21 protein-coding genes are annotated in these 22,902 nt (G+C 65.1%); 11 read left to right on the top strand and 10 right to left on the bottom strand.

From position 1 onward, the window contains the following. On the bottom strand, positions 1 to 289 hold a 289-nt coding region (locus ACM14_RS16250; RefSeq protein ID WP_139093446.1), incomplete at its 3' end, for a LysR family transcriptional regulator. 171 nt (positions 290 to 460) lie between these two features. Here ACM14_RS16250 and ACM14_RS16245 point away from each other — a divergent pair. After that, a complete protein-coding gene (locus ACM14_RS16245; RefSeq protein ID WP_254662072.1) occupies positions 461 to 1,930 on the top strand; it encodes an MFS transporter in 1,470 nt (489 codons plus the stop codon). A 24-nt stretch (positions 1,931 to 1,954) separates the two neighbouring features. Here the strand turns inward: ACM14_RS16245 and ACM14_RS16240 are convergent, their stop codons facing one another. Further along, complete coding sequence (locus ACM14_RS16240; RefSeq protein WP_254662071.1) at positions 1,955 to 4,300, bottom strand: TonB-dependent receptor; 2,346 nt, start codon at positions 4,298 to 4,300, stop codon at positions 1,955 to 1,957. A 186-nt stretch (positions 4,301 to 4,486) separates the two neighbouring features. Beyond that, positions 4,487 to 5,821: a sigma-70 family RNA polymerase sigma factor gene (locus ACM14_RS16235; RefSeq protein ID WP_065346720.1), complete on the bottom strand. Its 1,335-nt coding sequence runs from the start codon at positions 5,819 to 5,821 to the stop codon at positions 4,487 to 4,489. A 120-nt stretch (positions 5,822 to 5,941) separates the two neighbouring features. On the opposite strand from ACM14_RS16235, the gene ACM14_RS16230 reads away from it, so the two are divergent. Together ACM14_RS16230 and ACM14_RS30760 are read left to right on the top strand one after the other, a co-directional pair. Beyond that, a complete protein-coding gene (locus ACM14_RS16230) occupies positions 5,942 to 6,193 on the top strand; it encodes a hypothetical protein (RefSeq protein WP_254662070.1) in 252 nt (83 codons plus the stop codon). Between the two features lie 90 nt (positions 6,194 to 6,283). Beyond that, positions 6,284 to 7,033, top strand: coding sequence for a DUF4377 domain-containing protein (locus ACM14_RS30760; protein ID WP_084027391.1), 750 nt, complete (start codon positions 6,284 to 6,286; stop codon positions 7,031 to 7,033). A 166-nt stretch (positions 7,034 to 7,199) separates the two neighbouring features. Here the strand turns inward: ACM14_RS30760 and ACM14_RS16220 are convergent, their stop codons facing one another. Next, a complete protein-coding gene (locus ACM14_RS16220) occupies positions 7,200 to 8,099 on the bottom strand; it encodes a LysR family transcriptional regulator (protein ID WP_065346718.1) in 900 nt (299 codons plus the stop codon). A gap of 201 nt (positions 8,100 to 8,300) precedes the next feature. Here ACM14_RS16220 and ACM14_RS16215 point away from each other — a divergent pair, with 201 nt between their 5' ends. Both ACM14_RS16215 and ACM14_RS16210 read left to right on the top strand, forming a co-directional pair. After that, positions 8,301 to 8,912 (top strand): glutathione S-transferase family protein, encoded by a 612-nt coding sequence (locus tag ACM14_RS16215; protein ID WP_047218246.1) that lies wholly within the window; start codon positions 8,301 to 8,303, stop codon positions 8,910 to 8,912. Between the two features lie 46 nt (positions 8,913 to 8,958). Next, a complete protein-coding gene (locus ACM14_RS16210; protein WP_065346717.1) occupies positions 8,959 to 11,034 on the top strand; it encodes a pyridoxamine 5'-phosphate oxidase family protein in 2,076 nt (691 codons plus the stop codon). An 86-nt stretch (positions 11,035 to 11,120) separates the two neighbouring features. On the opposite strand, the gene ACM14_RS16205 is transcribed toward ACM14_RS16210, so the two are convergent. Further along, the gene (locus tag ACM14_RS16205) at positions 11,121 to 12,152 is read right to left on the bottom strand and encodes an AAA family ATPase (protein ID WP_175403280.1); all 1,032 of its coding nucleotides are present in this window, start codon (positions 12,150 to 12,152) and stop codon (positions 11,121 to 11,123) included. Positions 12,153 to 12,301: 149 nt separating this feature from the next. Here ACM14_RS16205 and ACM14_RS16200 point away from each other — a divergent pair, with 149 nt between their 5' ends. The 5 genes from ACM14_RS16200 (at position 12,302) to ACM14_RS32450 (ending at position 15,875) form a co-directional block, all read left to right on the top strand. After that, a complete protein-coding gene (locus ACM14_RS16200) occupies positions 12,302 to 13,000 on the top strand; it encodes a hypothetical protein (RefSeq protein ID WP_065346715.1) in 699 nt (232 codons plus the stop codon). A 15-nt stretch (positions 13,001 to 13,015) separates the two neighbouring features. Then, complete coding sequence (locus ACM14_RS16195; protein WP_063326366.1) at positions 13,016 to 13,249, top strand: hypothetical protein; 234 nt, start codon at positions 13,016 to 13,018, stop codon at positions 13,247 to 13,249. Between the two features lie 167 nt (positions 13,250 to 13,416). After that, entirely contained in the window at positions 13,417 to 13,881 is a 465-nt protein-coding gene (locus ACM14_RS16190) for a GNAT family N-acetyltransferase (RefSeq protein WP_065346714.1), read from the top strand. Between the two features lie 555 nt (positions 13,882 to 14,436). Further along, on the top strand, positions 14,437 to 15,366 hold the full coding sequence (locus ACM14_RS16185) for a hypothetical protein (protein ID WP_065346713.1): 930 nt from the start codon (positions 14,437 to 14,439) through the stop codon (positions 15,364 to 15,366). Continuing rightward, complete coding sequence (locus ACM14_RS32450) at positions 15,342 to 15,875, top strand: hypothetical protein (protein ID WP_254662069.1); 534 nt, start codon at positions 15,342 to 15,344, stop codon at positions 15,873 to 15,875. Before ACM14_RS16185 ends, ACM14_RS32450 begins: the two co-directional genes overlap by 25 nt. Positions 15,876 to 15,945: 70 nt before the next feature. Here the strand turns inward: ACM14_RS32450 and ACM14_RS16180 are convergent, their stop codons facing one another. From ACM14_RS16180 to ACM14_RS16170, 3 genes are all read right to left on the bottom strand, one after another. After that, positions 15,946 to 17,790 carry an acyl-CoA dehydrogenase gene (locus ACM14_RS16180; protein WP_065346712.1) on the bottom strand — a complete coding sequence of 615 codons (1,845 nt, stop codon included), beginning with the start codon at positions 17,788 to 17,790 and terminating at the stop codon, positions 15,946 to 15,948. A 108-nt stretch (positions 17,791 to 17,898) separates the two neighbouring features. Beyond that, complete coding sequence (locus ACM14_RS16175; protein ID WP_013802768.1) at positions 17,899 to 19,074, bottom strand: acetyl-CoA C-acyltransferase; 1,176 nt, start codon at positions 19,072 to 19,074, stop codon at positions 17,899 to 17,901. Between the two features lie 59 nt (positions 19,075 to 19,133). Next, complete coding sequence (locus ACM14_RS16170) at positions 19,134 to 21,245, bottom strand: 3-hydroxyacyl-CoA dehydrogenase NAD-binding domain-containing protein (protein ID WP_065346711.1); 2,112 nt, start codon at positions 21,243 to 21,245, stop codon at positions 19,134 to 19,136. A 312-nt stretch (positions 21,246 to 21,557) separates the two neighbouring features. On the opposite strand from ACM14_RS16170, the gene ACM14_RS16165 reads away from it, so the two are divergent. Beyond that, a complete protein-coding gene (locus tag ACM14_RS16165) occupies positions 21,558 to 21,752 on the top strand; it encodes a heavy-metal-associated domain-containing protein (RefSeq protein ID WP_034392696.1) in 195 nt (64 codons plus the stop codon). Between the two features lie 82 nt (positions 21,753 to 21,834). On the opposite strand, the gene fdx is transcribed toward ACM14_RS16165, so the two are convergent. Together fdx and ACM14_RS16155 are read right to left on the bottom strand one after the other, a co-directional pair. After that, positions 21,835 to 22,173: an ISC system 2Fe-2S type ferredoxin gene (fdx, locus tag ACM14_RS16160; protein WP_034392695.1), complete on the bottom strand. Its 339-nt coding sequence runs from the start codon at positions 22,171 to 22,173 to the stop codon at positions 21,835 to 21,837. 16 nt (positions 22,174 to 22,189) lie between these two features. Next, a complete protein-coding gene (locus ACM14_RS16155) occupies positions 22,190 to 22,690 on the bottom strand; it encodes a MerR family DNA-binding protein (RefSeq protein ID WP_051940682.1) in 501 nt (166 codons plus the stop codon). Positions 22,691 to 22,902: the final 212 nt, after the last annotated feature.

The following is a 22,902-nucleotide window of genomic DNA, read 5'->3' as shown; positions in this document are numbered from 1 at the left end:
GGCGGCGCAGGCCCGCCAGTCCTCCCGCATCGACAGGGTCCTGCAGCGCCCGCGCCTGGGCCAGCAGCGCGCGCACCGGCTCCGCCAGGGCCAGGGCGCGCGGCGTGGGCACCAGGCTGCGGCCCGCACGCACCAGGATGGGGTCGCCAAACGCCTCCCTGATGCGTGCCAGCGTATGGCTCATGGCGGGAGTGCTCAGGTGCATGCGCCCGGCCGCCTGCGTCACGCTGCCCGTGCTGAGCAAGGCATCCAGTGCAATCAGCAGGTTGAGGTCGTATGTGTTCGCCATGCGAAATCATACGTTCAATACATTGCACTGTACAAAACCCACACCGCTCCCGACACTGGCGGCCGTTGCCTCAACCCAAGCCCTCGCCGCTGCACGCCCATGACGCCCATATCCACAACCTCGCTGACTTCCCCGCCCGGTCGGCGGAACCTGCCCCTGCTTTGCTTCGCCATGCTCGTGCTGACGCTCGTCCTCGCGGCCCTGGACCAGACCATTCTTTCGACCGCCCTGCCCGTGATGGCCCGCGAACTGCCGGGCCATTGGCCGCTGGCCTGGGTGTTCTCGGCCTATCTGCTGGCGGCCACCGTGGTGATTGCGCTGTACGGGCGGCTGGCCGATGTGCTGGGCAGAAAGCCCATGCTGCTGCTGGCCATCGGCCTGTTCCTGGCCGGCTCCCTGGCCTGTGGTGCCAGCCATGACCTGCAGCAATTGGTGTTGGCGCGTGCCCTGCAGGGCGCAGGCGGCGGCGGACTCATGACGCTGACGATGCTGACCCTTGCCGACCTGTTTGCGCCTGAGCAACGGGCCCGCTACCAGGGCCTGCTGGGCGCCGCCTATGGCGTATCGACCATGGTCGGCCCGCTGCTGGGCGGGGCGCTGGTGGAGCATCTGTCCTGGCACTGGGCGTTCTGGCTGAATGTGCCGCTCGCAGGGCTGGCCTGGGGAGTGCTGGCATGGGCGCTGCCCCCCAGGGCGGCTGTGCCGGAGGCTGCCGCCGAGCCCCGGCCCCGCCAGCGCATCGACTGGCTGGGTGCCGTGTTGCTGGCCGCAGCCCTGGTCAGCCTGCTGCTGGCCACCCAGCACAGCCATCTGAATCTGCCAGAGCAGCTGTCGCTGTGGGTGCTGCTGGCCCTGGGCGCCAAGTTTGCCCTGGCATTCTTCGTGCGCCAGCGCCGCGCCACCCATCCGCTGCTGCCGCTGTCGCTGTTTGCCCACCCGGCCTACGCGGCGGTCAGTTTCCTGGCCCTGTCCACGGGCGTTGCGCTGTATGCGGCCGTTGTCTTCCTTCCGCAGTATCTGCAGATTGGCCTGCACCTGTCGCCTACCGGCTCCGCCTGGCACCTGGCGCCACTGATGGCCGGCATCACCGCAGGGGCCATTGGCAGCGGCCGGCGCCTGCGCGCCCAGACGCCAGCCGCGTCGCTCGCCCGGGTGGCCTGCGTGCTGATGCTGCTGTCGTTCGGGCTGATCACCGCGGCCTTGCACTGGGTGCCGCAGGCGCCGCTGGCCCTGTCCGCAGGACTGCTGCCGCTGGGCCTGGGACTGGGGCTGATGTTTCCCATCATCACCGTGGTGGCGCAGCGTGTGTCGCCGGCCCGGCACCTGGGCATTGCCACGGCGGCACCCGTCATGCTGCGCAGCCTGGGCGGCGCCGCCGGCGTGGCCTTGCTGGCAGCCCTGCTCACCCACTTGATGAAACAGGAGCTGGCTGCGGCCAGCCCCCTGGCAGCACAGGCCGATGCCGTCACCGCCGCGCTGGGCCACGGGCTGCAGGTCATCTTCGGCTGCGCGGCGCTGGCGGTTCTGGCGGCGTTGGCTGCCTGCCGATGGCTGCCGGCGCGCAAAGCCGCAGCGCGTGACGGCCAGGGAGCCCCTGCGGCGCAGAGCGCCGCCATTCGTTCGGCTACGGAAGGCGCCTAGGCCGCCCGGTGCCTCAGAAATGCCTCAGAAATCCACCGAAGCCGACACCACGAAGGTGCGCGGAATCATCGGCGAGACGGCGCCCCAGGACGTGACACCGGCCCAGGCCTTGCGGTCGGCCACGTTCTGCACCGTGGCGCGCAGCGTGGTCTTGCGGCCTGCGATGCGGGTGGCGTAGCGCAGGCCCAGGTCGGTGCGTGTCCAGCCCGGGATGCGCAGGCGGTTGGCCTGGTCCACGAACTGGGCGCCGGTGTAGGCCAGGTCGCCGACCAGGGTCAGGCCCTCAAGGGCGGGCACATCCCATTCCACGCCCAGATTGGCCAGCAGCCGCGAGGTGCCGATGGGCCGGTTGCCCACCAGCGCAGGCGTGGCCGAGCGCGTGATCTCGGGCTTGAGCCAGGTCACGCCACCGAGCAGGCGCAGGCCGCGCGCGGCCTCGCCGTAGGCATACAGCTCCATGCCCAGGTTGCGCTGCTCGCCGTTGGTCTTGTAGACGCCCTGGTCCAGGCCGCCGCTGGGTTTTTCAATGCTGAACAGGGCGGCGGTGGCCATGAAGCTGCCGAAGTCGTACTTGCTGCCCACTTCGTACTGGCGGCTCTTGTAGGGGCGCAGCACCTCGCCGTAGTTGCTGGCTGCGGGCGGCGCGATGTCGCCCTTGCTCAGGCCTTCGATGTAGTTGGCGTAGAGGCTCCAGTTGGGCGCCTGGCGCCAGACCACGCCCACGGCCGGCGTGGTCACGCTCTCGTCGTAGACATTGGCGGCGCCGCCCGTGAGCACGTTGTAGTTGGTGGATTTGATGGCCTGGTGGCGCAGGCCCAGCGACAGTTGCAGCCTGTCCTGCAGCAGCGAGAGCGTGTCCACCAGGGCCAGGCTGGTGTTGCGGTTGTCATGAATGCGCGGAATGGCCGAAGGCCGCGCAATGCTCTGCGGCGCGTGGGCAATGGGCGCATAGATGTTGGACACCACGGTGGAGCCCACCTGCAGCGCGCGGTGAAAATCCTCGCGGTAGCTGGCCAGCTGCAGCGTGACCGAATGCTTGACACCGGCCAGCGCAAAGCGCGAGCGCAGGCCCGCGTCGATGGTGCTGCGGTCCACGTCGAACACCGCGTAGGTGGGCGTGATGCTGGTGGCGCCCGCCGCACTGGTCAGGCGCGGGGCCGAGTCGTAGATGCGGTCCACATCGGCGCGCGACTGGCCGATGTTGGCGAACAGCGTGAGCTGCTGTGTGAGGTCCAGTTCGGTGCGCAGCAGCACGGCGCGCTCGCGGTTCTTGGACCATTCCCAGGGCTGGGTCACGTTGCGCCGGCCATCCGGCGCAGCAGGCATGGAGGTGAGCCCCGTGGGCATGATGGGCCGGCCCACGCCGTCGATGCGCTCGTCCTGCGAGAGCAGGTCCAGCGTGGCACGGAAGCGCTCCACCTCGTAGTCCAGCGCCACGGCCAGCACATGGCCGTCGGTGCTTTGATGGTCCATGGACGTATCGCCGCCGTACTTGCTGGCGTTCACACGGATGCCGTACTGGGCCTCGTCGCCAAAGCGTCGGCCCACGTCGGCGTGGGCTCGCCAGAGGCTGTCCGAAGTCCAGCCCGTGGTCAGCCGCGCCACATCTTCATTGGCGCGCTTGGGAGCGATGTTGATCACGCCGCCCACGGAGCCGTTGGGCGACATGCCGAACAGCAGCGCGCCGGGCCCCTTGACCACCTCGATGCGGTCCACGTACTCGGTGCGCACGCGGTAGTTGGGGGCAATGCCGTAGATGCCGTCAAAGGCGATCTCGCCCGAGTTGCCCTCCCAGATCGGAAAGCCCCGGATATAGAGGTTGTCCACGTTGCCGCCCGGCAGCACGGTGTAGCGCACGGAAGGGTCGCGGTTCACCGCCTCGGCAATGGTGCCGGCCTGCTGGTTGCGCACGGCCTCGGACGTGTAGCTGGTGGTGCTGAACGGCGCCTGCATGTTGCCGGTATTGCCCAGCACGCCCAGGCGCACGCCCTTGGCCACCTGCCCGCCGGCGTAGGGTGCGGGCAGCAGGCTCACATACTGGTCGCCGGCCGTGACGGTGATCTCGGACAGGCGGTGCGCGTTTTCCGGCAGGTTGTCGGGCGCATGGGCCGCAGCAGGCAGCAGGGTCAGCGTGCCGCCCTCGATGCGCCCCTGCAGGCCGCTGCCCTGCAGCAATGCCGCCAGGCCCTGGCGCACATCGTGGCTGCCGTTGAGCGCCGGGGCCTGCCGGCCCTGCACCAGTTCGGAGGAGTAGGTGAGCTGCAGCCCCGCCTGGCGCGCAAACTGGCTCAGCGCCTGGGCCAGCGGCTGGGCCGGCACGTCGAAGGACACCGATTGCGCGGCGGCCAACTGCAGTTGCAGGCCCAGCACCAGGCCTGCACATGCATGAAAAACCGCTGTGCGGCGGAGACGGAGGCGGAATCGGAATCGGGAGGACTTGGGAGCGGACATAAGGACTTTCTGGAAGACAGGCTCATTGCGAATCGCCGGCACAGGCAGGGCGCCCGGCCTTTCATATGCAAATACGAGTCACTCCCAAAAACCCTGAAAAAAACTTCACGGCTCCGCGCGCCCGCCGCGCCGCGCAATCCGCAGGCCGCCGTCGTCCAGCACGCTGACCTGCACCGGGGCGAACTGCGGCAGCCCGCGCAACCATCGCTCGGCCTGGGCAATGCGCACATGGCCGCTGATGGCCAGTTGCGTCGCGCCCTCCTCCACCACCAGGCGGCGCCGCGTGTAGCGGCCCAGCCGGTGCACGACGCGGCCCAGCGGTTCCTGCTCGAAGACCAGCTCGCCCTCGCGCCAGGCCGCGGGCCGTTGCTGGAGCTGCGGCTGCCAGGCAGCGCCGTCGGCATCTCCTGCCCCGCCGTCCAGGGGAATGCGCAGCGACTGGCTGTCCTGCAGCAACTGGCCGCGTCCGGTGGCCACATGCTCCACCCGCACCTGGCCCGACTCCACCTGCACGCGCACCGCATCGGGCTCCAGTTCCACACCAAAGCGCGTGCCCAGCACGGTCACGCGCAGGGGGCCGGCCTCCACCACAAAGGGGCGTGCCGCATCGCGCGCCACGGCAAAGAAGGCGGCGCCTTCCAGCAGCTGTGCCTGTCGCAGGTCGGCACGGTAGGTCAGCGCCACGCGGCTGGCGGCGTCCACGCGCAGCACGCTGCCATCGGGCAGTTCCAGGCTGCGCTGCACGCCCGTGGCGCTGGCCAGTTCACCTTGCCACAGCACGCGGCGGCTCCACATCTGCCAGGCGGGCCAGGCCGCGCAGGCCATGCCGGCCACGCCCAGCAGTGCGCCCAGGGCACGCCGCCGCCGCTTTCTGGAAGAGGCCTGCAAGCCCGCCTCCACCCCGCCGCGCCAGCGCAGCAAGGCGGCTTCCAGGCAGGCATCGGCCTGCATCAGGTCGCGCTCCACGGTGTTCAGGGAGACCTGCAGGCGCTGGGCGATGTCGGCCTGCCGCTCGCCATGCAGGCGGTGGGCCAGCAAGGCGGCCTGCATGCGCTCGGGCAGGTCTGCAATCGTGCGCTCCACCACGGCCAGTGCCTGCCGGTACATGGCGCGGTCGGCCACATCGCCTTCGGCCTCGGGCTGCAATTGCGCCCAGTCGTCCATGCAGCGCTGCTGCGCACCGCGCTGGCGCAGCCTGTCTATCGCCAGATGCTTGGCCGTGGCAAACAGGTAGGCCCGCGCGGCTTCGAGCGTGGGCGAGCTGCCATCGGGCAGCTGCGGCGGCGCATCGGCCAGGCGCAGCCAGGTTTCCTGGGCCAGTTCCTGCGCCTCATCACGGCTGCCGGTCTTGCCCACCAGATAGGACACCAGTTGCTGCTGGCAGGCACAGAAAAGCTGGTGCCAGCGCGCAGCGGTCCAGGAGGCGGAAGGGGTGGGCATGGCCGGGGGAGGTGAGAAATCGACAACGAGAATGACTATCATTCTAGTTTTGTTTGATCCAGGCCGGCCCGGCCGCCGGGCCATCGAAGGCAAACTGTCCCCCATCAACATCCGGACCACATGCCCATGATCTTCCTGGCGATCACATCTACCGGCTTGGCACAGGCACTTCGCGCCGCCACCGAAAACGACGCCATCTGGTGCGGCAGCGACGCAATTTCAGAGGCCGACTACGCCGCCCGACAATGGTCCAACCTCAGCCGCTTTGCCTACTCGCTGGAGGACCGCGTTTTGATCGACGATGCCGTGTCCACCATTGAGGAACACCACCCAGGGCAGACGATCTGGGTCGAGGCATCTTCCCTGCGATAGCGGGTTCTCTGGTCACCACCTTAAGGGCTTCAATTGAAAGCTTTTCTTCAATTCCTGGCAGCCATACTTTTGTCCACTGCAAGCCACGGCATGGAACACATTGCAAGCCAAAGTGCGCTACCGCATCAAGACAAGGACGCGGAATATTTATCTGCCTACGAATGGAACCTGCAGCAGGCTTTCGATGCCATAGGCAAAGAGAAAAAGAATTGGAAAACACCAGACAGCCCCTCAATAAAGCTCTGGTTCTCCAAAGATGGAGATTTCGGTACACGGATATGCAATATCATGACCTGGAAGTATGAGATGGATGCCGATGGAGGCTTCCAGATCAAGCCCGGCTTCTACACGATGGTCGGGTGTCCCGAGCCATTGATGGAGCTGCAAAAATGGGCGAGTGACTTACTGTCAAGGAAATTCCACTACACATTGACAACGGCAATCGCCAACGCACCGCCCCATCTGCAACTGCGCTTTGCCGATGGCAGCCGCTGGGAACTGAAAGGCGAACCCACACCAATAACGAAGTACGGAAGTGAGGGCCAGCCGATTCTTCTGGAAGTCGAAGCGCAACATGTGCCATGCAATGACAGCACAGCCAATGGCTCCGAGTGCCTGCGCGTTCGAGAGGTCAATTGGCATGTTCGCAACGGGAAAGGCGAATTCCACAACCATGGGAAATGGCAGACTTTCAAATTGACGGCGATTGATGGCTATTCACATCCACCGGGCTGGCACGGCGTTCTGAATGTCACTCGCTTCAAGTTGAAGAATCCGCCGTCCGGCGAAATGGCATTTGCCTATCTATTGCAGGGAGAAACAACCCGATTCTCCCAATAGAAACGCCATGCCCGCCTACGCGCCCAATCCCAAAGTCATTTCCCGAGCCACCTGCGCAGCCTCCCTGCGCCTGACCTCGGCCTGATCGACAAAGCCGCAATCCAGCGATTCGGCGCTGGTGCACATGGTTTGCAATGCGCGGGAGATGGCTTCCAGGCACTGGCCGCTACCACCTCAACGCCGCCACCCTCAGCGCATCCACCGCCATGTCGATGAACGCCCGCACGCGATGCGCGGCATGGCGCCCTTCCCGGTGCACCACATGAATCGGTAACGGTGGCCGCTCGAAGGGCTCCAGCACCAGGCTCAGTGCGCCCTCCTGCACGGGCTTGGCGATCTGGTAGAGCGGCAGGCGCGTGATGCCTTGCCCGGCCAGGGCGCAATCTGCCGCCGCCTCGTTGGTCATGGACATGAGGCGCGGCTGCAGGCGCACGGCCAGGGCCTTGTCGCCTTCGAGAAACCGCCATTCGGGCGTGGAGGTGAGGCCGGATGCGGTGATGGTGGTGTGCTGCGCTAGCTCCTCGGGCCGCTGGGGCACGCCGTGGCTGGCCAGGTATGCGGGCGAGGCACACAGCACCTGCCGCACGCTGCCCACGCGGATGGCCTGCAGCGAGGAGTCGGGCAGCTCGCCGATGCGCACGGCCACGTCCACGCCCTCGTCCACCAGGCTGACCACGCGGTCCACAAACCAGCAATTGACGTCCACCTCGGGAAACCGGCCCAGGTAGTCGTGCACCACGGGCAGCACGTGCATGCGCCCGAAATTGACCGGCGCCGTGAGCGTGAGCCGGCCGCGCGGTGCGGCGTGGGCGCTGGCGGCATGCTCGTCGGCCTCTTCCAGCTCGGCCAGGATGCGGCGGCAGCTGTCGGCGTAGGCCGTGCCGGCCTCGGTCACGCGCACGAAGCGCGTGGTGCGTGTGAGCAGGCGCACGCCCAGGCGCTCCTCCAGGTCGGAGACGGCCCGCGTCACCACCGAGGGCGAGACCTTGAGCCGGCGTGCGGCCGAGGCGAAGCCGCCTGTGTCCACCACTGCGAGAAATGCCGTCATGGACTGGAAGCGATCCATCTGTGCCTGCCTTGTCTGTGTCGTATGTCTGCCCGGCTGCGGGCGGCCCGCGCAGGCCTGCCCAGGTTTGCGCCGGCGCTTTGTTCGCGTTCCCGCAAGAGTGACTTGCCGCCGCCAGGGATTCTAAAGATGCGGTCGGAGAAGGAGGATACGTCCCGTGGCGCCGACAACCGGCGCCTTCACCAACCCCAAGGACCCGCAATGAAGCTCTACCACTTTCCCCTGTCCGGCCACGCCCACCGCGCCCGCCTCTTCCTCGGCCTGCTGGGCGTGGAGCATGAGCTGGTCCATGTGGACCTGGCCAACGGCGCGCAGAAGAAGCCCGAATTCCTGGCGCTGAACCCGCTGGGCCAGGTGCCGGTGCTGGACGACAACGGCACGGTGATTGCCGACTCCAACGCCATCCTGGTCTACCTGGCGCGCAAGCTGGACCGCCAGGACTGGATGCCTCTGGGCGCACAGTCCGAGGCCGAGATCCAGAAATGGCTGAGCATCGCCGCCGGCCCCATTGCATTCGGCCCGGCGGCGGCCCGGCTGGTCACGGTGTTCAAGGCCCCCTTCCAGGCCGAGGAAGTGATAGCCCGCGCCCACGCCATCCTCGCCAAGATCGAGGCGCAATTGACCACCCGCCCCTTCCTCACCGGCGGCACGCCCACGATTGCCGACGTGGCCCTGTACAGCTATATCGCCAGCGCGCCCGAGGGCAATGTGGACCTGCAGCCCTACCGCGAAGTGCGCGCCTGGCTGGGCCGCATCGAGGCGCTGCCGGGCTTCGTGGCATTCGCCCAGACACCGGCCGGCCTGCGGGCCTGAGTGCCTGAGCCACACCTCCCCTGAACCCCCGGCAAAGGAGCGCACCATGCACCCGCAACCCCTGCAAAACCCCGCCTCGCCCTGGCATGCGGGCGAACTGGCGATCCAGCAAAGCGTTGGCGTCGTGGGCCGCATGGACATGCCGGGACGCAAGTTCCTGCGGCCCTTCCTGCTGGACCAGCACCGCGAGTTCTATCCTCTGCTGCATTTCGTGGCGCTGGGCAGCGTGGATGCGCAAGGCGACGCCTGGGCCACGGTACGGGCCGGCGAGCCGGGTTTCCTGCACTCTCCCGATCCATCGACCCTGCATGTGGCGGCGGGCCGTGATGCAGCCGACCCGGCCGAGCCGGGCTTAGCCGATGGCCATGCCGTGGGCCTGCTGGGCATGGACCCCATGACGCGCCGGCGCAACCGGCTCAACGGCACTGTGCGGCGCAAGACAGGCGTTGATGGGGCAGGCGCCTTCGACATCGGCGTGGTCCAGAGTTTCGGCAACTGCCCGCGCTATATCCAGAACCGCAGCGTCCGGTTCGTCCGGCCTGCGGACGAGCCCACGCAGGTGCCGGCGGTCGAACTGGCATCGCTGGACCCGCGCGCGCGGGAGCTGATTGCGCAGGCGGATACGTTCTACGTGGCGTCCTACGTTGATGGGGAGGATGGCCTGCGCCAGGTCGATGTCTCCCACCGTGGCGGCAAGCCGGGCTTTGTGCGGATCGACGCCGATGGAACGCTGACCATCCCCGACTTCTCGGGCAACCTGTTCTTCATGACCCTGGGCAACTTCCTGGTCAATCCCAAGGCGGGCCTGCTGTTCATCGACTCCGAAACCGGGGAAATGCTGCAGATGACGGGCGAGGCCGGCGTCATCCTCGACTCCCCGGAAATCGCCGCTTTCGAGGGCGCCGAGCGCCTGTGGACCTTCAAGCCCCGCCGCATCGTGCGCCGGCCCGACGCCCTGCCGCTGCGCTGGAGCATGGCGGCCGACGGCTGGTCGCCCCACCTGCAGATGACCGGAAGCTGGGCCGATGCCAGCCAGCGCCTGGCCGCCGCCCGGCTGGGGCGGCAGTGGCGACCGTTCCGGGTGGCGCAGGCCGTGGATGAGAGTTCCACCATCCGCTCGCTCTACCTGGAGCCGGCCGATGGCATGGCCGCTGTGGCTCCCCTGGCCGGCCAGCACCTGCCGCTGCGCCTCACGCTGGCGGACGGCAGCCACCTGCAGCGCACCTATACGCTGTCGCTGGCGCCTTCGGACGGACGCTTGCGCATCAGCGTCAAGAAGCTAGGCCGTGCGTCCAGCCATCTGCATGGCCTGAAGCCCGGCGATCTGGTTGAGGCCCACCCGCCCGCTGGCAGCTTCACCGCCGATGCGGCCCTGCGCCGCCCCGCCGTGCTGCTGGCCGCGGGCGTAGGCATCACGCCCTTGCTGGCCATGCTGCGCCACATCGTCCACGAAGGCCGGCGCACCCGCAGCCTGCGGCCCACCTGGCTGTTCCAGGCGGCTCGCACGCGCAGCGAACGGGCCTTTGACACGGAGATTGCCGAACTGGTGAAGGCCGGCAATGCCGAGGTGCACTGGGTGCGCACGCTCAGCCAACCCGGCACGGCAAAGGCCGGCCGCGACTACGACCATGAGGGCCACATCGACATGGCCCTGTTGAAAGCCACCCTGCCCTGGGACGACTACGACTTCTACCTCTGCGGCCCGGACGCCTTCATGCAGGCCACCTATGACGGCCTGCGCGAACGCAATGTGCCCGACGAGCGCATCCACGCAGAAGCCTTCGGTCCCTCGGCCCTGAAGCGCTCCATGGCCGGGGCAGCCCCCGCCGCCGAACTGCCTGCACCCGCCACACAGCCTGTCCGCATCATCTTTGCCGACTCGGCCAAGGAAGCGCGCTGGAAGCCCGGCGACGGCAGCCTGCTCGAAGTGGCCGAGGCCCGGGGGCTGGAGCCCGCCTTCGGTTGCCGGGGCGGCAGCTGCGGCGACTGCCGCACGCGTGTGCTGCATGGCGGGGTGACCTATGCCTCGCCACCCTCCTTCGCCGTGCCAGCGGGCGAGGCGCTGATCTGCTGCGCCGTGCCTGCGCAGGGGACCGGGGAGGCTTTGCATCTGGCGTTGTGAGGAGCCTGTCTCTGCGCGCTTTCCACATCAGGACATACCGACGGCAAAAGGCACATCAGCGATTGCTGCCCAATGCTTGGCTGCATCTAGCTTTCTATCTGGACGAGTATCGATTCATCAAGCTCTATGACTTCAAACAGGCCCTGACCGCGCTCATAGACCTCCCCTGACAGGAACCGAACCACTTTCTGGCCGATGAGCATGCACATCTCCACGACAAAGCCATCTGCATCCCGGCGCATGTCTTTTATCCGCACAAGGCCCAAGGGCAACTCAGCCAGCAGTCGGTCACGGTAACCAATGAATGCAGGCACGCCGGGACCCGACTCAGACGCCTCTGGAGTCACAAGGTACAGGCCGTGAAACCCGCTGCCATCGTCGATACGGGAAAGCATTGACCAGACACGTCCGTCCACCAGTTGAATCCAAATCTCGATGAACTGGAGATAGGGCACCTGCGGATGGCTCCAGACTGCTTCGCCAGGTACCCAGCGCTGCCGACCTGATTCATCCATATCCCAGCGGCCGCCTTCGGCCAACGCCATCTCGCAAGCTCGCCAGCCCACAATCATCTGCTGGTCGAGATCCTGAAGGGACGGGAACTGGCGCGGCCCCATGGGCTGGATGGAGCTCCCGGGGGCCGGCTCGGTGTCGTCGATATGGACTACCGCGAACCCTTCCTGCTCACTCGGCGGCTCGAACATGGCAAACACGCTGCGAATGGCCTGCTCCGGCACTTGGTGATCGGCTCGCCGCTGCGTGTTCCTCCGCAAGGCGGTCTGCAAATCGGCTTTGAGCCAAATACAGACTACCGGCACCCCATGTGATCTGGCGATCTGAATGGAACGCTCACGATGCACCGCCTTCGGAAGGGCGGCATCAAAGAACACCGCATCACGACCCAACGCTGCGGCGTTCTGTTGAATCCAGCTGCTCTTGCCTGCAGCTTGCACCCCCACCACCACATAGAGCTTGGTCGCGGGCGAGCTGACAGACAGTGCTTTGTCCAAGTCCCGGTACGCCAACTCCCATGCGGCAGCACTGCGTTCCGGGGTGAACAGGCGACCTTGTTCGGTTTCCAGATAGTGGTCTGGATTGATGTGCTTTGTAGTGTCCATGGTGAGCTGCAAGATTCTGGATCACTGTAGCTGGGCACGGCGCCGTACCGTCCGCAGACAAACGAACCCACCATGCAAAACGGCCTTGATCGATACACTCGCTGCAATTCCTGCGCCCTCGTACACGCCGCAAATCCAAAGCCCTGCCCATGCAACTCACCAACTGCCTGCTCCGCCTGTCGCCCTTGGTCCTCACCTGCCACATCGGCCTGGCCTGCGCACAGATCACCACGCCCTCAGCAGGTACCTATGTGCGCAAGGGCGGGGGTGGCGATCTGGTGGTGCGGGCCAATGGCAAGTTCCATATCCAGACCGTCGGTGCCAACGGCCATACCTGTGAGCTGGAAGGCACCATCACCAACGGCCGGGCCAGGATGGCGAATTCGGCCTGCGCCGTGGACTTCACGCCTGCCGGTCAGCGCGTCGGGGTCGACACGGCCACCGTCGAGGCATGCCGGGACTTCTGCGGCATGCGGGCCTGGTTCGGTGGCGATTACCTTCGGCCCACACCCGGCTGCACGGACAAGGCCATTGCCGCATCGCGCAGAAACTTCAAGCGCGCGTACGACGCCAAGGACTACCGCCTGGCACTGACCACGCTGGCGCCGGTGCTGCAGGACTGCGATGAGGTGCTGACCGGCGTCGCCAAAGGCTGGATACGCAACGACCTGGCGCTGGCGCAGCTTCGCTCGGGCGACGCAGCCGCCTGCCGCCAGACCCTGGCCCCGCTGGCCGAGGAAGCCGGCAAGACGGATCAGGAACTGCGCGAGGCCTATCCACCCACCGATGCCGATGTGGTACTGCCCATGCTCAAGGCTGCGCGCACCAATCTGCGCTTGTGCAGTTGAGGCGGTGCCATCGCCATGAAAGATCCCGCATCGCCCAACGCAGGAATCTCCGGGCATTTCCGGCGTGAGGCGAAGTGGATGCTGTGGGTGCTTGGCGTGCTGCCCTTGGCGCTTGCCTTGCTGGCAGCGTGGCTGGCGCCGCTGATCCTGAACCATGTGGAGAAAGACAAATGCCTGAAAGCTGGAGCACAGATCTCCAGGCAGACCGGCAGGTGCGAAAGCACTGAACAGGCGCCCCCGAAGGAGTGAATTGCGGGCTATCCCGTTGCCCGCCTGGCGCACGACGATGCCCTGTGCTTGGGCGTGGTGCCCATGCTGTAGCGGATCGGCGGCGGCCCGGGCGTCTTGCCCTATCCTTGTGCGCTTTCATTCCAACTGAGCAGCGCCCTTGAACAGGGCTTGACCCCTTGCCACCCATGACCGATATCCGCCCCGCCCGCTTTCCCGAAGACCTCGACGCCGTGGTCCGCATCTTCCGGGAGTACGTGGCCAGCCCCACCGTGAGCCTGGACTTCCAGGACTTCGAGACCGAGTTCGCCGCCCTGCCCGGCAAGTACGCCGCGCCCGAGGGCTGCGTGCTGCTGGCCTGGAAAGACGGCCAGCCCGTGGGCTGCGCCGCCCTGCGCCAGGTGGATGCGCAGACAGGCGAAATGAAGCGCGTCTACGTGCGCCCCACGGTACGCGGCGAAAACCTGGGTCGCCGCTTGGTGGAAGGCATCCTGGACACCGCGCGGCATGCGGGCTACACCCGCATCTGCCTGGACGTGCTGCCCGAGTTCCAGGCCGCGCAGCGGCTGTATGAGTCCCTGGGTTTTGCGGATGCAGAGCCGGTGAGCTTCAATCCCGTGCCGGGCACGCGTTATCTCGGACTGGATCTTTGAGGCATGCACCCTCCGGCAGGCGGCCTTCAGCGCCTGCACGGCTTCCGATGCGCTGACACCCGGTCCCTGAGTCCTCGTCTGCAAGCATTCAGCACGGTGAGACCGTAGCCCATACCCCGGTCCAACAGCCTGCCCGCAAGCGCAGCGGCGGTACGGACCACCTCTCCCCGCATCCTTCATCCGCAAATGCCCGTGGCCGAGCCGGGCAGCCTGCGCTTGTGCCCCGTGAATACCGCCCATGGCGAATGGCGCTGCCTGGGACCCAACGCTCATTGGCAGCATCTCTATTCACCTGGCATTTCAAACCTGATTTTAAGAATTGTCCTAAGGATAATTCTGAAAATGATCTGTGGGCGACTTCTTTGATTGACCTCGTGCAGGCCATGAAATCAAATGAGGACTCTTCGCACAGCAAACATCAGAAACCCGCTCGGACACTGACAGCGGATTATTCGCCTGCTTGCAACCACTCATTCCCGTCAAATTGCCTTTATTGATCAAGGCGCATTGGCTGGAATCCTCGATTCCGCTTCTGATCCAGCGTCTCCATACACCATGCCAGCCTCCATTGCCGCCACCTTCTATCAGATCGGCTATGCCGACATGCTTGCTCGCCAAATGGAGCAAAAACAGATCGATGCCATTGTGCTCACGCCACAGGAATACGCAGACATACTGAGCGACAAGGCGCGTAACAATCCTCGCCTGGCGGCCACGCTGCATGCCATGCTGGCCCACAGTGCGCTTGGTCGATACTGGACACACACCGCCAGCCCGAATGCAGGCAAACCCTGGGTCGCTCCCGCCTCCCTGATGGTCAGCGACGCGTACCTGATCACCAAAACGCTGATTGCATTGGGCTTGGCCGGCGCCCGCTCCTATATCAAGACGACCGCCACAGGCACCTATATCATCATCACGGGCTACGCGGGACTTCGCCGCCAGCTGCTGCAAGGCACGCGATTCCTTGCCGCCAATCCACGCATGGTCCAGATGGGCCTGGGTATTCGCGGTCTGCAGAATGTGGCCAAGGGCGGGTTTCTTCTGAGTCTGGTGGTGGGCACCGGGATAGAGACACTGGACTTCATCTTCAATGACGAGAAGACCATGCATGATCTTGTGGGAGGGATTGGGGTGGAAGCGGTCAAGGCGGGATTGGCGACGATGGTGGGCCTTGGCTTGGGAATAAAGCTTGCAACGGCAACCTCCCTTGCAATTCTTCCTTTGGCTGCTGTGGCAGTGGCCGTACTTGTCACAGGAATCATCTTGAATCAAATAGACGATGATTTAAAAATCAAACAACATGTGATCAACATGCTACGCATTTCCACAAGCAGCATGCCTCAAGGAATATATCGAATAAATATCGACAAAATCAATCTGGAAAATCATAAAACAAATCATCAGATAGAGTATAAACTTAACGAGTGTTCCACAGAAATTTTCAAAAATGAATTTATGTGCCGCACAAATCGCAAAAACTAATCAATAAAATGTTGGACGCAAAAAAAATAAGGAAAACCTTGATTTGGGGCATCCCTTTAGATGTTTTCGTTTTTATTCTTTGCACTTGGTACATTAAGCATGCAATATTTAATGACATTAAGGATCTCGTTGAATTATCAGCATCAATAAGAATAACACCCGGAGCACCAGTCGTAGCATATTTTCCCGTAATATTGGCAGTTGGTCTAATTTCTTCATTATCCAAGGCAATACCATGCAAAACATCAATTTTAAAGGTAACCGAACGCAGCTTTAACGCAACCATGCTGGCAGGATTAATAATTATGGCTTCTTGCCTTGCCCTCATAACTCCCTTGCAATACTATGCAATGCCCAAACTTGGCTATACACGCTGCAATATCCTGGAAGGGCACCCCACCATATATTTCACGGACTGGGTCAAAAACCCCGAATGGTGCGTTCGTGGAAAAACTAGAGAATGGGTCAAAGAGCAGGCCCGGCTCTCCGGCAACCTTGAAAATCCCTGAAATAAAAAAAAGCGCAGACCACATGGTCCGCGCTTTTTTGCATCCTACGGCAGCCGTGCTGCCAACTTCCTCAGAACGCCTCTTCGCTCATCTCCGCGCAAGTCATGTTGCGCTCACGCACGACCTTGAGCCAGGCGCCGATCTTCGGCAGCTCGTAGCCAAAGAAGTAGCGCATGGCGGCCATGCGGCCAGCGTTGGCAGGTTCGGCCAGGGCGGCGTCCTTGGCGAGTACGGCCAGGGACACGTCCAGCCAGGTCCAGGCCAATACCGTGTGGCCGAAGGCCTGCATGTACGGCACGGAATTGGCCAGGGCCTGTTGCGGGTCGTCGGTGGCCCATGCGGCCTTGGTGGTGGCGCCGACTTCCTGCAGGGCCTTGGCCAGTTCATTGGCATGGCCGGCCAGCTCGGACCGGGCCATGGCGCGCTGGATGGTGTCGTTGATGCGCGTGGCCAGCAGCTGCAGGCCCTTGCCGCCTTCCATGAGCACCTTGCGGCCCAGCAGGTCCATGGCCTGGATGCCGTGCGTGCCTTCGTGGATCATGTTCAGGCGGTTGTCGCGCCAGTATTGCTCCACGGGGAAGTCGCGTGTGTAGCCGTAGCCGCCGTGGATCTGGATGGCCAGGGAGTTGGCCTCCAGGCAGAACTCGCTGGGCCAGCTCTTGGAGATGGGGGTGAGCACTTCCAGCAGCAGCCGGGCCTCGGCCACGGATTCGGGCGTGCCGGTGTGCTGCTCATCGACCAGGCGCGCGCAGAACAGGTTCAGCGCCAGCGCGCCTTCGCAATAGGACTTCTGCGCCAGCAGCATGCGCTTGACGTCGGCGTGCTCGATGATGCGCGACTGGGGCCGCGTGGCATCCTTGCCGGCTGCACCCGGCGCCCCCTTGATCGGCCGGCCCTGCGGGCGGTTCTGCGCGTACTCAAGGCTGGCGTAGTAGCCGGCCAGGCCCAGCATGGTGGCGGCCATGCCGATGGAGATGCGGGCCTCGTTCATCATGTGGAACATGCATTTGAGGCCCTCGCCGGGCTTGCCGACGAGGTAGCCCACGGCCCCGGCGCCGCCGCGCACGGGAAAGCGGCCTTCCCCGAAGTTCAGCAGCGTGTTGGTGGTGCCGCGCCAGCCCAGCTTGTGGTTGAGGCCGGCCAGGGCCACGTCGTTGCGCTCGCCGGTGAGTTGGCCTTCGGTGTCCACGAGCTTCTTGGGCACGATGAACAGCGAGATGCCCCGCACGCCGGGCACGGGCTTGCCATCGGGGCCGGGGATCTTGGCCAGCACCAGATGGACGATGTTCTCGGTCAGCTCATGGTCGCCCGCGCTGATCCACATCTTGTTGCCCTTGAGGCGGTAGCGCGGGCCCAGTGCATCGCTTTCGAAGTCGGCGCCATCGGGCTCGGCACGGGTGGCAATGTCGCTCAGTGACGAGCCGGCCTGGGGTTCGGACAGGCACATGGTGCCGGCCCAGCGGCCATTGAATTCATTGGTGGCAAAGACCTGCTTTTGCATGTCCGTGCCGTGGGCCATGATGGCATTGGCATTGCCCGAGGTCAGCATGTTGGAGCCGATGCTGATGGAGGCCGCCGCGAAGAAGCTGTTGGCTGCCGCCTCCACGGTGTAGGGCAGCTGCATGCCGCCGATGTCGTAGTCCTGGGCGGCGCTGAGCATGCCCGAGTCGGCATAGGCCTGGCGCGCATCGTGGGTGCACTGGGGCAGGATGACTTTCTCGCCGTCGAACTGCGGCTCCTGCGTGTCCACGGTGCGGTTGAAGGGGGCGTATTTCTCGCGGGCGATGCGCTCGCAGGTGTCGAGCACGGCATCGAAGGTGTCGCGCGAATGGTCGGCAAAGCGCTCGCGCTCGCCCAGCGCATCGGCGCGCAGCCATTCATAGAGCAGGAAATCGATGGTGGAACGCAGGCGCATGGTGGGGTCCGGAATCAAAAAAGAAGCCGCAGGCGCCGCCAGAGGGAGCGCGTGCGGCCAACAGGAGTAACGGGAACAGGCGGTGGCGGCCGCAGCCGCCACCTGCACTTACAGCACTTCGAACACGCCAGCGGCACCCATGCCGCCGCCGATGCACATGGTCACGCAGACACGCTTGGCACCGCGGCGCTTGCCTTCGATCAGGGCATGGCCCGTCAGGCGCTGGCCCGACACGCCATAGGGATGGCCCAGGGCAATGGCGCCGCCGTTGACATTGAGGCGGTCGTTGGGGATGCCCAGCTTGTCGCGGCAGTACAGCACCTGCACGGCAAAGGCTTCATTGAGCTCCCACAGGTCGATGTCCTGCACCGTCAGGCCCAGCTTCTTGAGCACCTTGGGCACGGCGAAGACGGGGCCGATGCCCATTTCGTCGGGCTCGCAGCCGGCCACGGCAAAGCCCAGGAAGCGGCCAAGAGGCTTGAGGTTGTTGCGCGAGGCATAGTCCTCACTGACCACCACGCAGGCGCCTGCGCCATCGGAGAACTGGCTGGCATTGCCGGCCGAGATCACGCCGCCGGGCAGCGCGGGGCGGATGCCCGAGATGCCTTCCTTGGTCGTGCCTTCGCGCACGCCCTCGTCCTTGCTGCAGGTCACTTCCTTGGTGATCAGGCCGCGCACCTTGTCGGCCACGCCCATGGTCACGGTGATGGGGGCGATCTCGGCGTCCAGCAGGCCGGCGGCCTGGGCCGCGCAGGCCTTTTGCTGGCTGGCGGCGCCGTATTCGTCCATGGCGTCACGGCCGATGCCGTAGCGCTTGGCGACCTGTTCGGCGGTCTGCAGCATGCTCCAGTAGATCTCGGGCTTTTGCTTGGCCAGGGCCAGGTCCTGGATCATGTGCAGGTTCATTTCCTGCTGCACGCAGGAGATGGACTCCACGCCGCCGGCCACGTAGACATCGCCCTCACCCGCGATGATGCGCTGCGATGCGGTGGCAATGGTCTGCAGGCCCGAGGAGCAGAAGCGGTTGATGGTCATGCCCGATGCGGTGATGGGCAGGCCGGCCTTGAGCGCGATCTGGCGCGCAATGTTCATGCCGGTGGCGCCTTCGGGGTTGGCGCAGCCCATGATCACGTCATCGACGGCGGCAGGGTCGACGCCTGCGCGCTGCACGGCGTGCTGCACGGCATGGCCGCCCAGCGTGGCGCCATGGGTCATGTTGAAGGAGCCCTTCCAGCTTTTGGCCAGGGGCGTGCGGGCGGTGGAAACGATCACGGCGGATGTCATGGATATTCCTTGTATGGCGGGTTTGCGGTGGTTCGCAAAAAGTTCGTGCGCCGCACGTCTCAGCTGAATTGCTTGCCTTCGGCCGCCAGCTTCGCCAGCAGCGGGGCCGGCTGCCAGAAATCGGCGTCGTCGTTGGGGTTCTTGGCGAAGCGGTTCATGGCCTGGACCACGTTGAACAGCCCGACCTCACCCGCGTAGTGCATGGGGCCGCCGCGCCAGATGGGGAAGCCATAGCCGGTCAGGTAGACCATGTCGATATCGCCCGACTTGCCGGCGATGCCGTCTTCCAGGATGTGGGCGCCTTCGTTGACCAGGGCGAAGACCAGGCGCTGGACGATTTCCTCATCGGAGATCTTGCGCGGGGTGATGCCCAGCTCCTTGCGGTGGGACTCGATCATCTGGTTGACCAGCTCGGACGGGATGGCGTCGCGCTTGCCCGCCTGGTAGTCGTACCAGCCCGCGCCGGTCTTCTGGCCGAAGCGGCCCAGCTCGCACAGCTTGTCGGCCGTGCGGCTGTACTTCATGTCGGCGCGCTCGACGGCGCGGCGCTTGCGGATGGCCCAGCCGATGTCGTTGCCGGCCAGATCGCCCATGCGGAACGGGCCCATGGCGAAACCGAACTTCTCGATGGCCTTGTCCACCTGGGCGGGCGTGGCGCCTTCGTCCAGCAGGAAGCCGGCCTGGCGCGAGTACTGCTCGATCATGCGGTTGCCGATGAAGCCATCGCACACGCCAGAGACCACGGCGGTCTTCTTGATCTTCTTGGCCAGCTTCATCACGGTGGCCAGCACGTCCTTGGCGGTGTGCTTGCCGCGCACCACTTCCAGCAGCTTCATCACATTGGCGGGGCTGAAGAAGTGCATGCCCACCACGTCCTGCGGGCGCTTGGTGAAGGCGGCGATCTTGTCCACGTCCAGCGTGGAGGTGTTGGAGGCCAGGATGGCGCCGGGCTTGGCAACCTCGTCCAGTTGTTTGAACACGATTTCCTTGACGCCCAGCTCCTCGAACACCGCCTCGATGATGAGGTCGGCATTCTTGAGCGCGTCATACGACAGCGTGGTGCTCAGCAGCGCCATGCGCTGGTCGTACTTTTCCTGGGTGAGCTTGCCCTTCTTGACCTGGGCTTCGTAGTTCTTGCGGATGGTGGCCACGCCACGGTCCAGCGCTTCCTGCTTGGTCTCCAGAATGGTCACGGGAATGCCCGCGTTCAGGAAGTTCATGGAAATGCCGCCGCCCATGGTGCCGGCACCGATGACGCCCACGGTCTTGATGTCGCGCACAGCCGTGTCCGAAGGCACGTCGGCGATCTTGGAGGCCGCGCGCTCGGCCATGAACAGGTGGCGCAGCGCGCGCGACTCGGGCGACCACATCAGTTGCATGAAGGCATCGCGCTCCAGGGCCATGCCCTCGTCGAACTTCTTGCGCGCGGCGTTCTCCACCGTGTCCACGCAGCGGGCCGGGGCCGGGTAGTTCTTGGCCATGCCCTTGACCATGTTGCGCGCGAACTGGAAGTAGGCGTCGCCCTGGGGGTGCTTGCAAGGCAGGTCGCGCACGCGCGGCAGCGGAACACCCGCCGCGTGCTTGTCAGCCACTTCCAGCGCAAAGGCCTTGGCCTCGTCCAGCAGGGACTCGGGCGAAGCGGCCATCTTGTCGAACAGCTTCTGGCCGGGGATGGAGGCCAGCAGCTCGCTCTTGACGGGTTCGCCGCTGACGATCATGTTCAGCGCGGTCTCCACGCCCAGCACGCGCGGCAGGCGCTGCGTGCCGCCTGCACCGGGCAGCAGGCCCAGCTTGACTTCCGGCAGGGCCACCAGGGTGCCGGGAGCGGCCACGCGGTAGTTGCAGCCCAGCGCCAGCTCCAACCCGCCGCCCATGCAGACGGTATGGATGGCGGCCACCACGGGCTTGCTGCCCTGGTCCAGCGAGTTGATCAGCGAGACCAGGTGCGGCTCGCGATACGCCTCTTCCTTGCCGAACTCGTTGATATCGGCACCGCCCGAAAAGGCCTTGCCGGCTCCCGTGATGACGATGGCCTTGATGGCCGGGTCGGCGTAAGCCTTGTCCAGCCCCTCGACGATGCCGCGGCGCGTGGAAAGGCCCAGGCCGTTGACGGGGGGATTGTTGAGCGTGATCACGGCAACCGAGCCGTCGACCTTGTATTCAGCCGTCATGCAATGTCTCCTGAGGTTTAAGCAAATAGTACGGACGTGCTTTTTCCATTCTAGGAAGGCTTGACCGGCAGCGCCATGCCGTTGGCGGTGCAAGCTGTCCCGGTCGGGACAAGTTTTGCTGCGCTGCAGCGTCCAGCAGGTCTCGCCGGGGTCCGCGCCCGCGCCAGCTTACGGGGAGGCGGTCTCGCAAAGTCATGCAAGCGCCAAGGCTCCAGTGTTTGTACCGACAGGGAAATCCAGCTTGAGGGACTTGACCTTCCCACCGTAGCAATGCCCAGACTGCATGGACCTTCAACCCCCAAGGAGTTTTTCATGCAGTTTTTTCTTGAAGACATGACCTGTGGCGGCTGCGCCCGTTCCGTGACCAAGGCCATCAAGACCGTCGATCCGGATGCCAGGGTGGCCACGGACCCGCTGACCCGTGGGGTGGAGGTGCAGACCAGCGCCACCGAGGAGCAGATCGCCACCGCACTGCGCCAGGCGGGCTACCCGCCAGGCAAGGGATGACACGCCGCCGCAATCCGTCGGCAAGGCCGATGGATTGCGACCCTCCCACGGACGCGAGCCCCGCGCCAGCCTCCTCGGAGGGTCACCGACCCTCCTTGGCGTGATTGATCGTGTAGCGAGGAAGCTCCACGGTCAGATCCTCCCGCCCCACGATGGCCTGGCAGCTCAGGCGCGATTGCGCCTGCAGCCCCCAGGCCCGGTCCAGCATGTCTTCCTCCTGCTCCTCGACGTCGTTCAAGGAGCCGAATCCCTGGCGCACGATGCAGTGGCAGGTCGTGCAGGCGCCGACCTGCTCGCAGGCGTGCTCGATGGCAATGCCGTGGTCCAGCAGGGCTTCGCAGATCGACGTGCCCGCAGGCACCTGCAACACCGCCCCCTCCGGGGCCAGTTCGGCGTGCGCGATCACGGTCAGTTGTGGCATGGTGGCGGCCCTCCCTTCAGTGCGGACAGGCGCAGCGGCCCGCAACTTCGTTCGTCTTGCCGCACGCATGCGGGTGGTTCTTGCGCGGTACGGCGCCTGTGCGCCGCGAGGGTTCCCTCTTGCCGCTATCGGGCTGCTGCAGTCCCTGCAGAATAGGACAGGCCGGCGACTGATCGCCTGCGCAGGATCTGGTCAGCGCCTTCAGGGACGAGGCCACCTGCCGCATGTCATCGATGCGCTGCTCCAACGCCGCGATGTGCTGCTCGGCCACGCGCTTGACGTCCGCGCTGCGCCGCGATGGATCGGTCCACAGGTCCAGCAGGTCCTTTATCTCGTACGCCGAAAAGCCGAAGTCGCGCGCGCCGCGGATGAAGTGCAGCCGCAGGATGTCGGGACCGCCATAGACGCGGTAGCCCGCTTCGCAGCGATTCGCCGGGGGTATCAGCCCGATCTGCTCGTAATAGCGAATCATCTTGGCCGAGATACGAGATGCCTTGGAGGCTTCTCCGATGTTCATGGTCTATCTCCTGTTTCAAAGTGCCGTGGCATGGCCCGCCCCGCAGGACCAGCCTCGCGGCGTGCACAGCTTGATCCTTCACACAACGTCAAGGTCAAGTGCCCTCGCGGCCCGGAGTTCTTTTGGCAAAGCTTGACCTTGCCGCCGTTGTAAGCCCCAGCCTTTGCGCATGTCGATGCAGCGACGCGCCGGATGGTCCGGGGCCCTGCAAC

It is taken from the genome of Delftia sp. JD2 (assembly GCF_001682645.1).
GTDB classification, from domain to species: Bacteria; Pseudomonadota; Gammaproteobacteria; order Burkholderiales; family Burkholderiaceae_C; genus Comamonas; species Comamonas acidovorans.
Note: the sequence above shows the minus strand (reverse complement) of the source record. Positions and strands in the feature narration are given on the sequence as shown.

Excerpts from the sequence above, each read along its gene's own strand:
- ACM14_RS16245 (WP_254662072.1), top strand. The coding sequence starts at position 461 with ATGCTCGTGCTGACGCTCGTCCTCGCGGCCCTGGACCAGACCATTCTT.
- ACM14_RS16235 (WP_065346720.1), bottom strand. The coding sequence starts at position 5,821 with ATGCCCACCCCTTCCGCCTCCTGGACCGCTGCGCGCTGGCACCAGCTT.
- ACM14_RS16230 (WP_254662070.1), top strand. The coding sequence starts at position 5,942 with ATGCCCATGATCTTCCTGGCGATCACATCTACCGGCTTGGCACAGGCA.
- ACM14_RS30760 (WP_084027391.1), top strand. The coding sequence starts at position 6,284 with ATGGAACACATTGCAAGCCAAAGTGCGCTACCGCATCAAGACAAGGAC.
- ACM14_RS16220 (WP_065346718.1), bottom strand. The coding sequence starts at position 8,099 with ATGGATCGCTTCCAGTCCATGACGGCATTTCTCGCAGTGGTGGACACA.
- ACM14_RS16215 (WP_047218246.1), top strand. The coding sequence starts at position 8,301 with ATGAAGCTCTACCACTTTCCCCTGTCCGGCCACGCCCACCGCGCCCGC.
- ACM14_RS16210 (WP_065346717.1), top strand. The coding sequence starts at position 8,959 with ATGCACCCGCAACCCCTGCAAAACCCCGCCTCGCCCTGGCATGCGGGC.
- ACM14_RS16205 (WP_175403280.1), bottom strand. The coding sequence starts at position 12,152 with ATGGACACTACAAAGCACATCAATCCAGACCACTATCTGGAAACCGAA.
- ACM14_RS16200 (WP_065346715.1), top strand. The coding sequence starts at position 12,302 with ATGCAACTCACCAACTGCCTGCTCCGCCTGTCGCCCTTGGTCCTCACC.
- ACM14_RS16195 (WP_063326366.1), top strand. The coding sequence starts at position 13,016 with ATGAAAGATCCCGCATCGCCCAACGCAGGAATCTCCGGGCATTTCCGG.
- ACM14_RS16190 (WP_065346714.1), top strand. The coding sequence starts at position 13,417 with ATGACCGATATCCGCCCCGCCCGCTTTCCCGAAGACCTCGACGCCGTG.
- ACM14_RS16185 (WP_065346713.1), top strand. The coding sequence starts at position 14,437 with ATGCCAGCCTCCATTGCCGCCACCTTCTATCAGATCGGCTATGCCGAC.
- ACM14_RS16180 (WP_065346712.1), bottom strand. The coding sequence starts at position 17,790 with ATGCGCCTGCGTTCCACCATCGATTTCCTGCTCTATGAATGGCTGCGC.
- ACM14_RS16175 (WP_013802768.1), bottom strand. The coding sequence starts at position 19,074 with ATGACATCCGCCGTGATCGTTTCCACCGCCCGCACGCCCCTGGCCAAA.
- ACM14_RS16170 (WP_065346711.1), bottom strand. The coding sequence starts at position 21,245 with ATGACGGCTGAATACAAGGTCGACGGCTCGGTTGCCGTGATCACGCTC.
- ACM14_RS16165 (WP_034392696.1), top strand. The coding sequence starts at position 21,558 with ATGCAGTTTTTTCTTGAAGACATGACCTGTGGCGGCTGCGCCCGTTCC.
- fdx (WP_034392695.1), bottom strand. The coding sequence starts at position 22,173 with ATGCCACAACTGACCGTGATCGCGCACGCCGAACTGGCCCCGGAGGGG.
- ACM14_RS16155 (WP_051940682.1), bottom strand. The coding sequence starts at position 22,690 with ATGAACATCGGAGAAGCCTCCAAGGCATCTCGTATCTCGGCCAAGATG.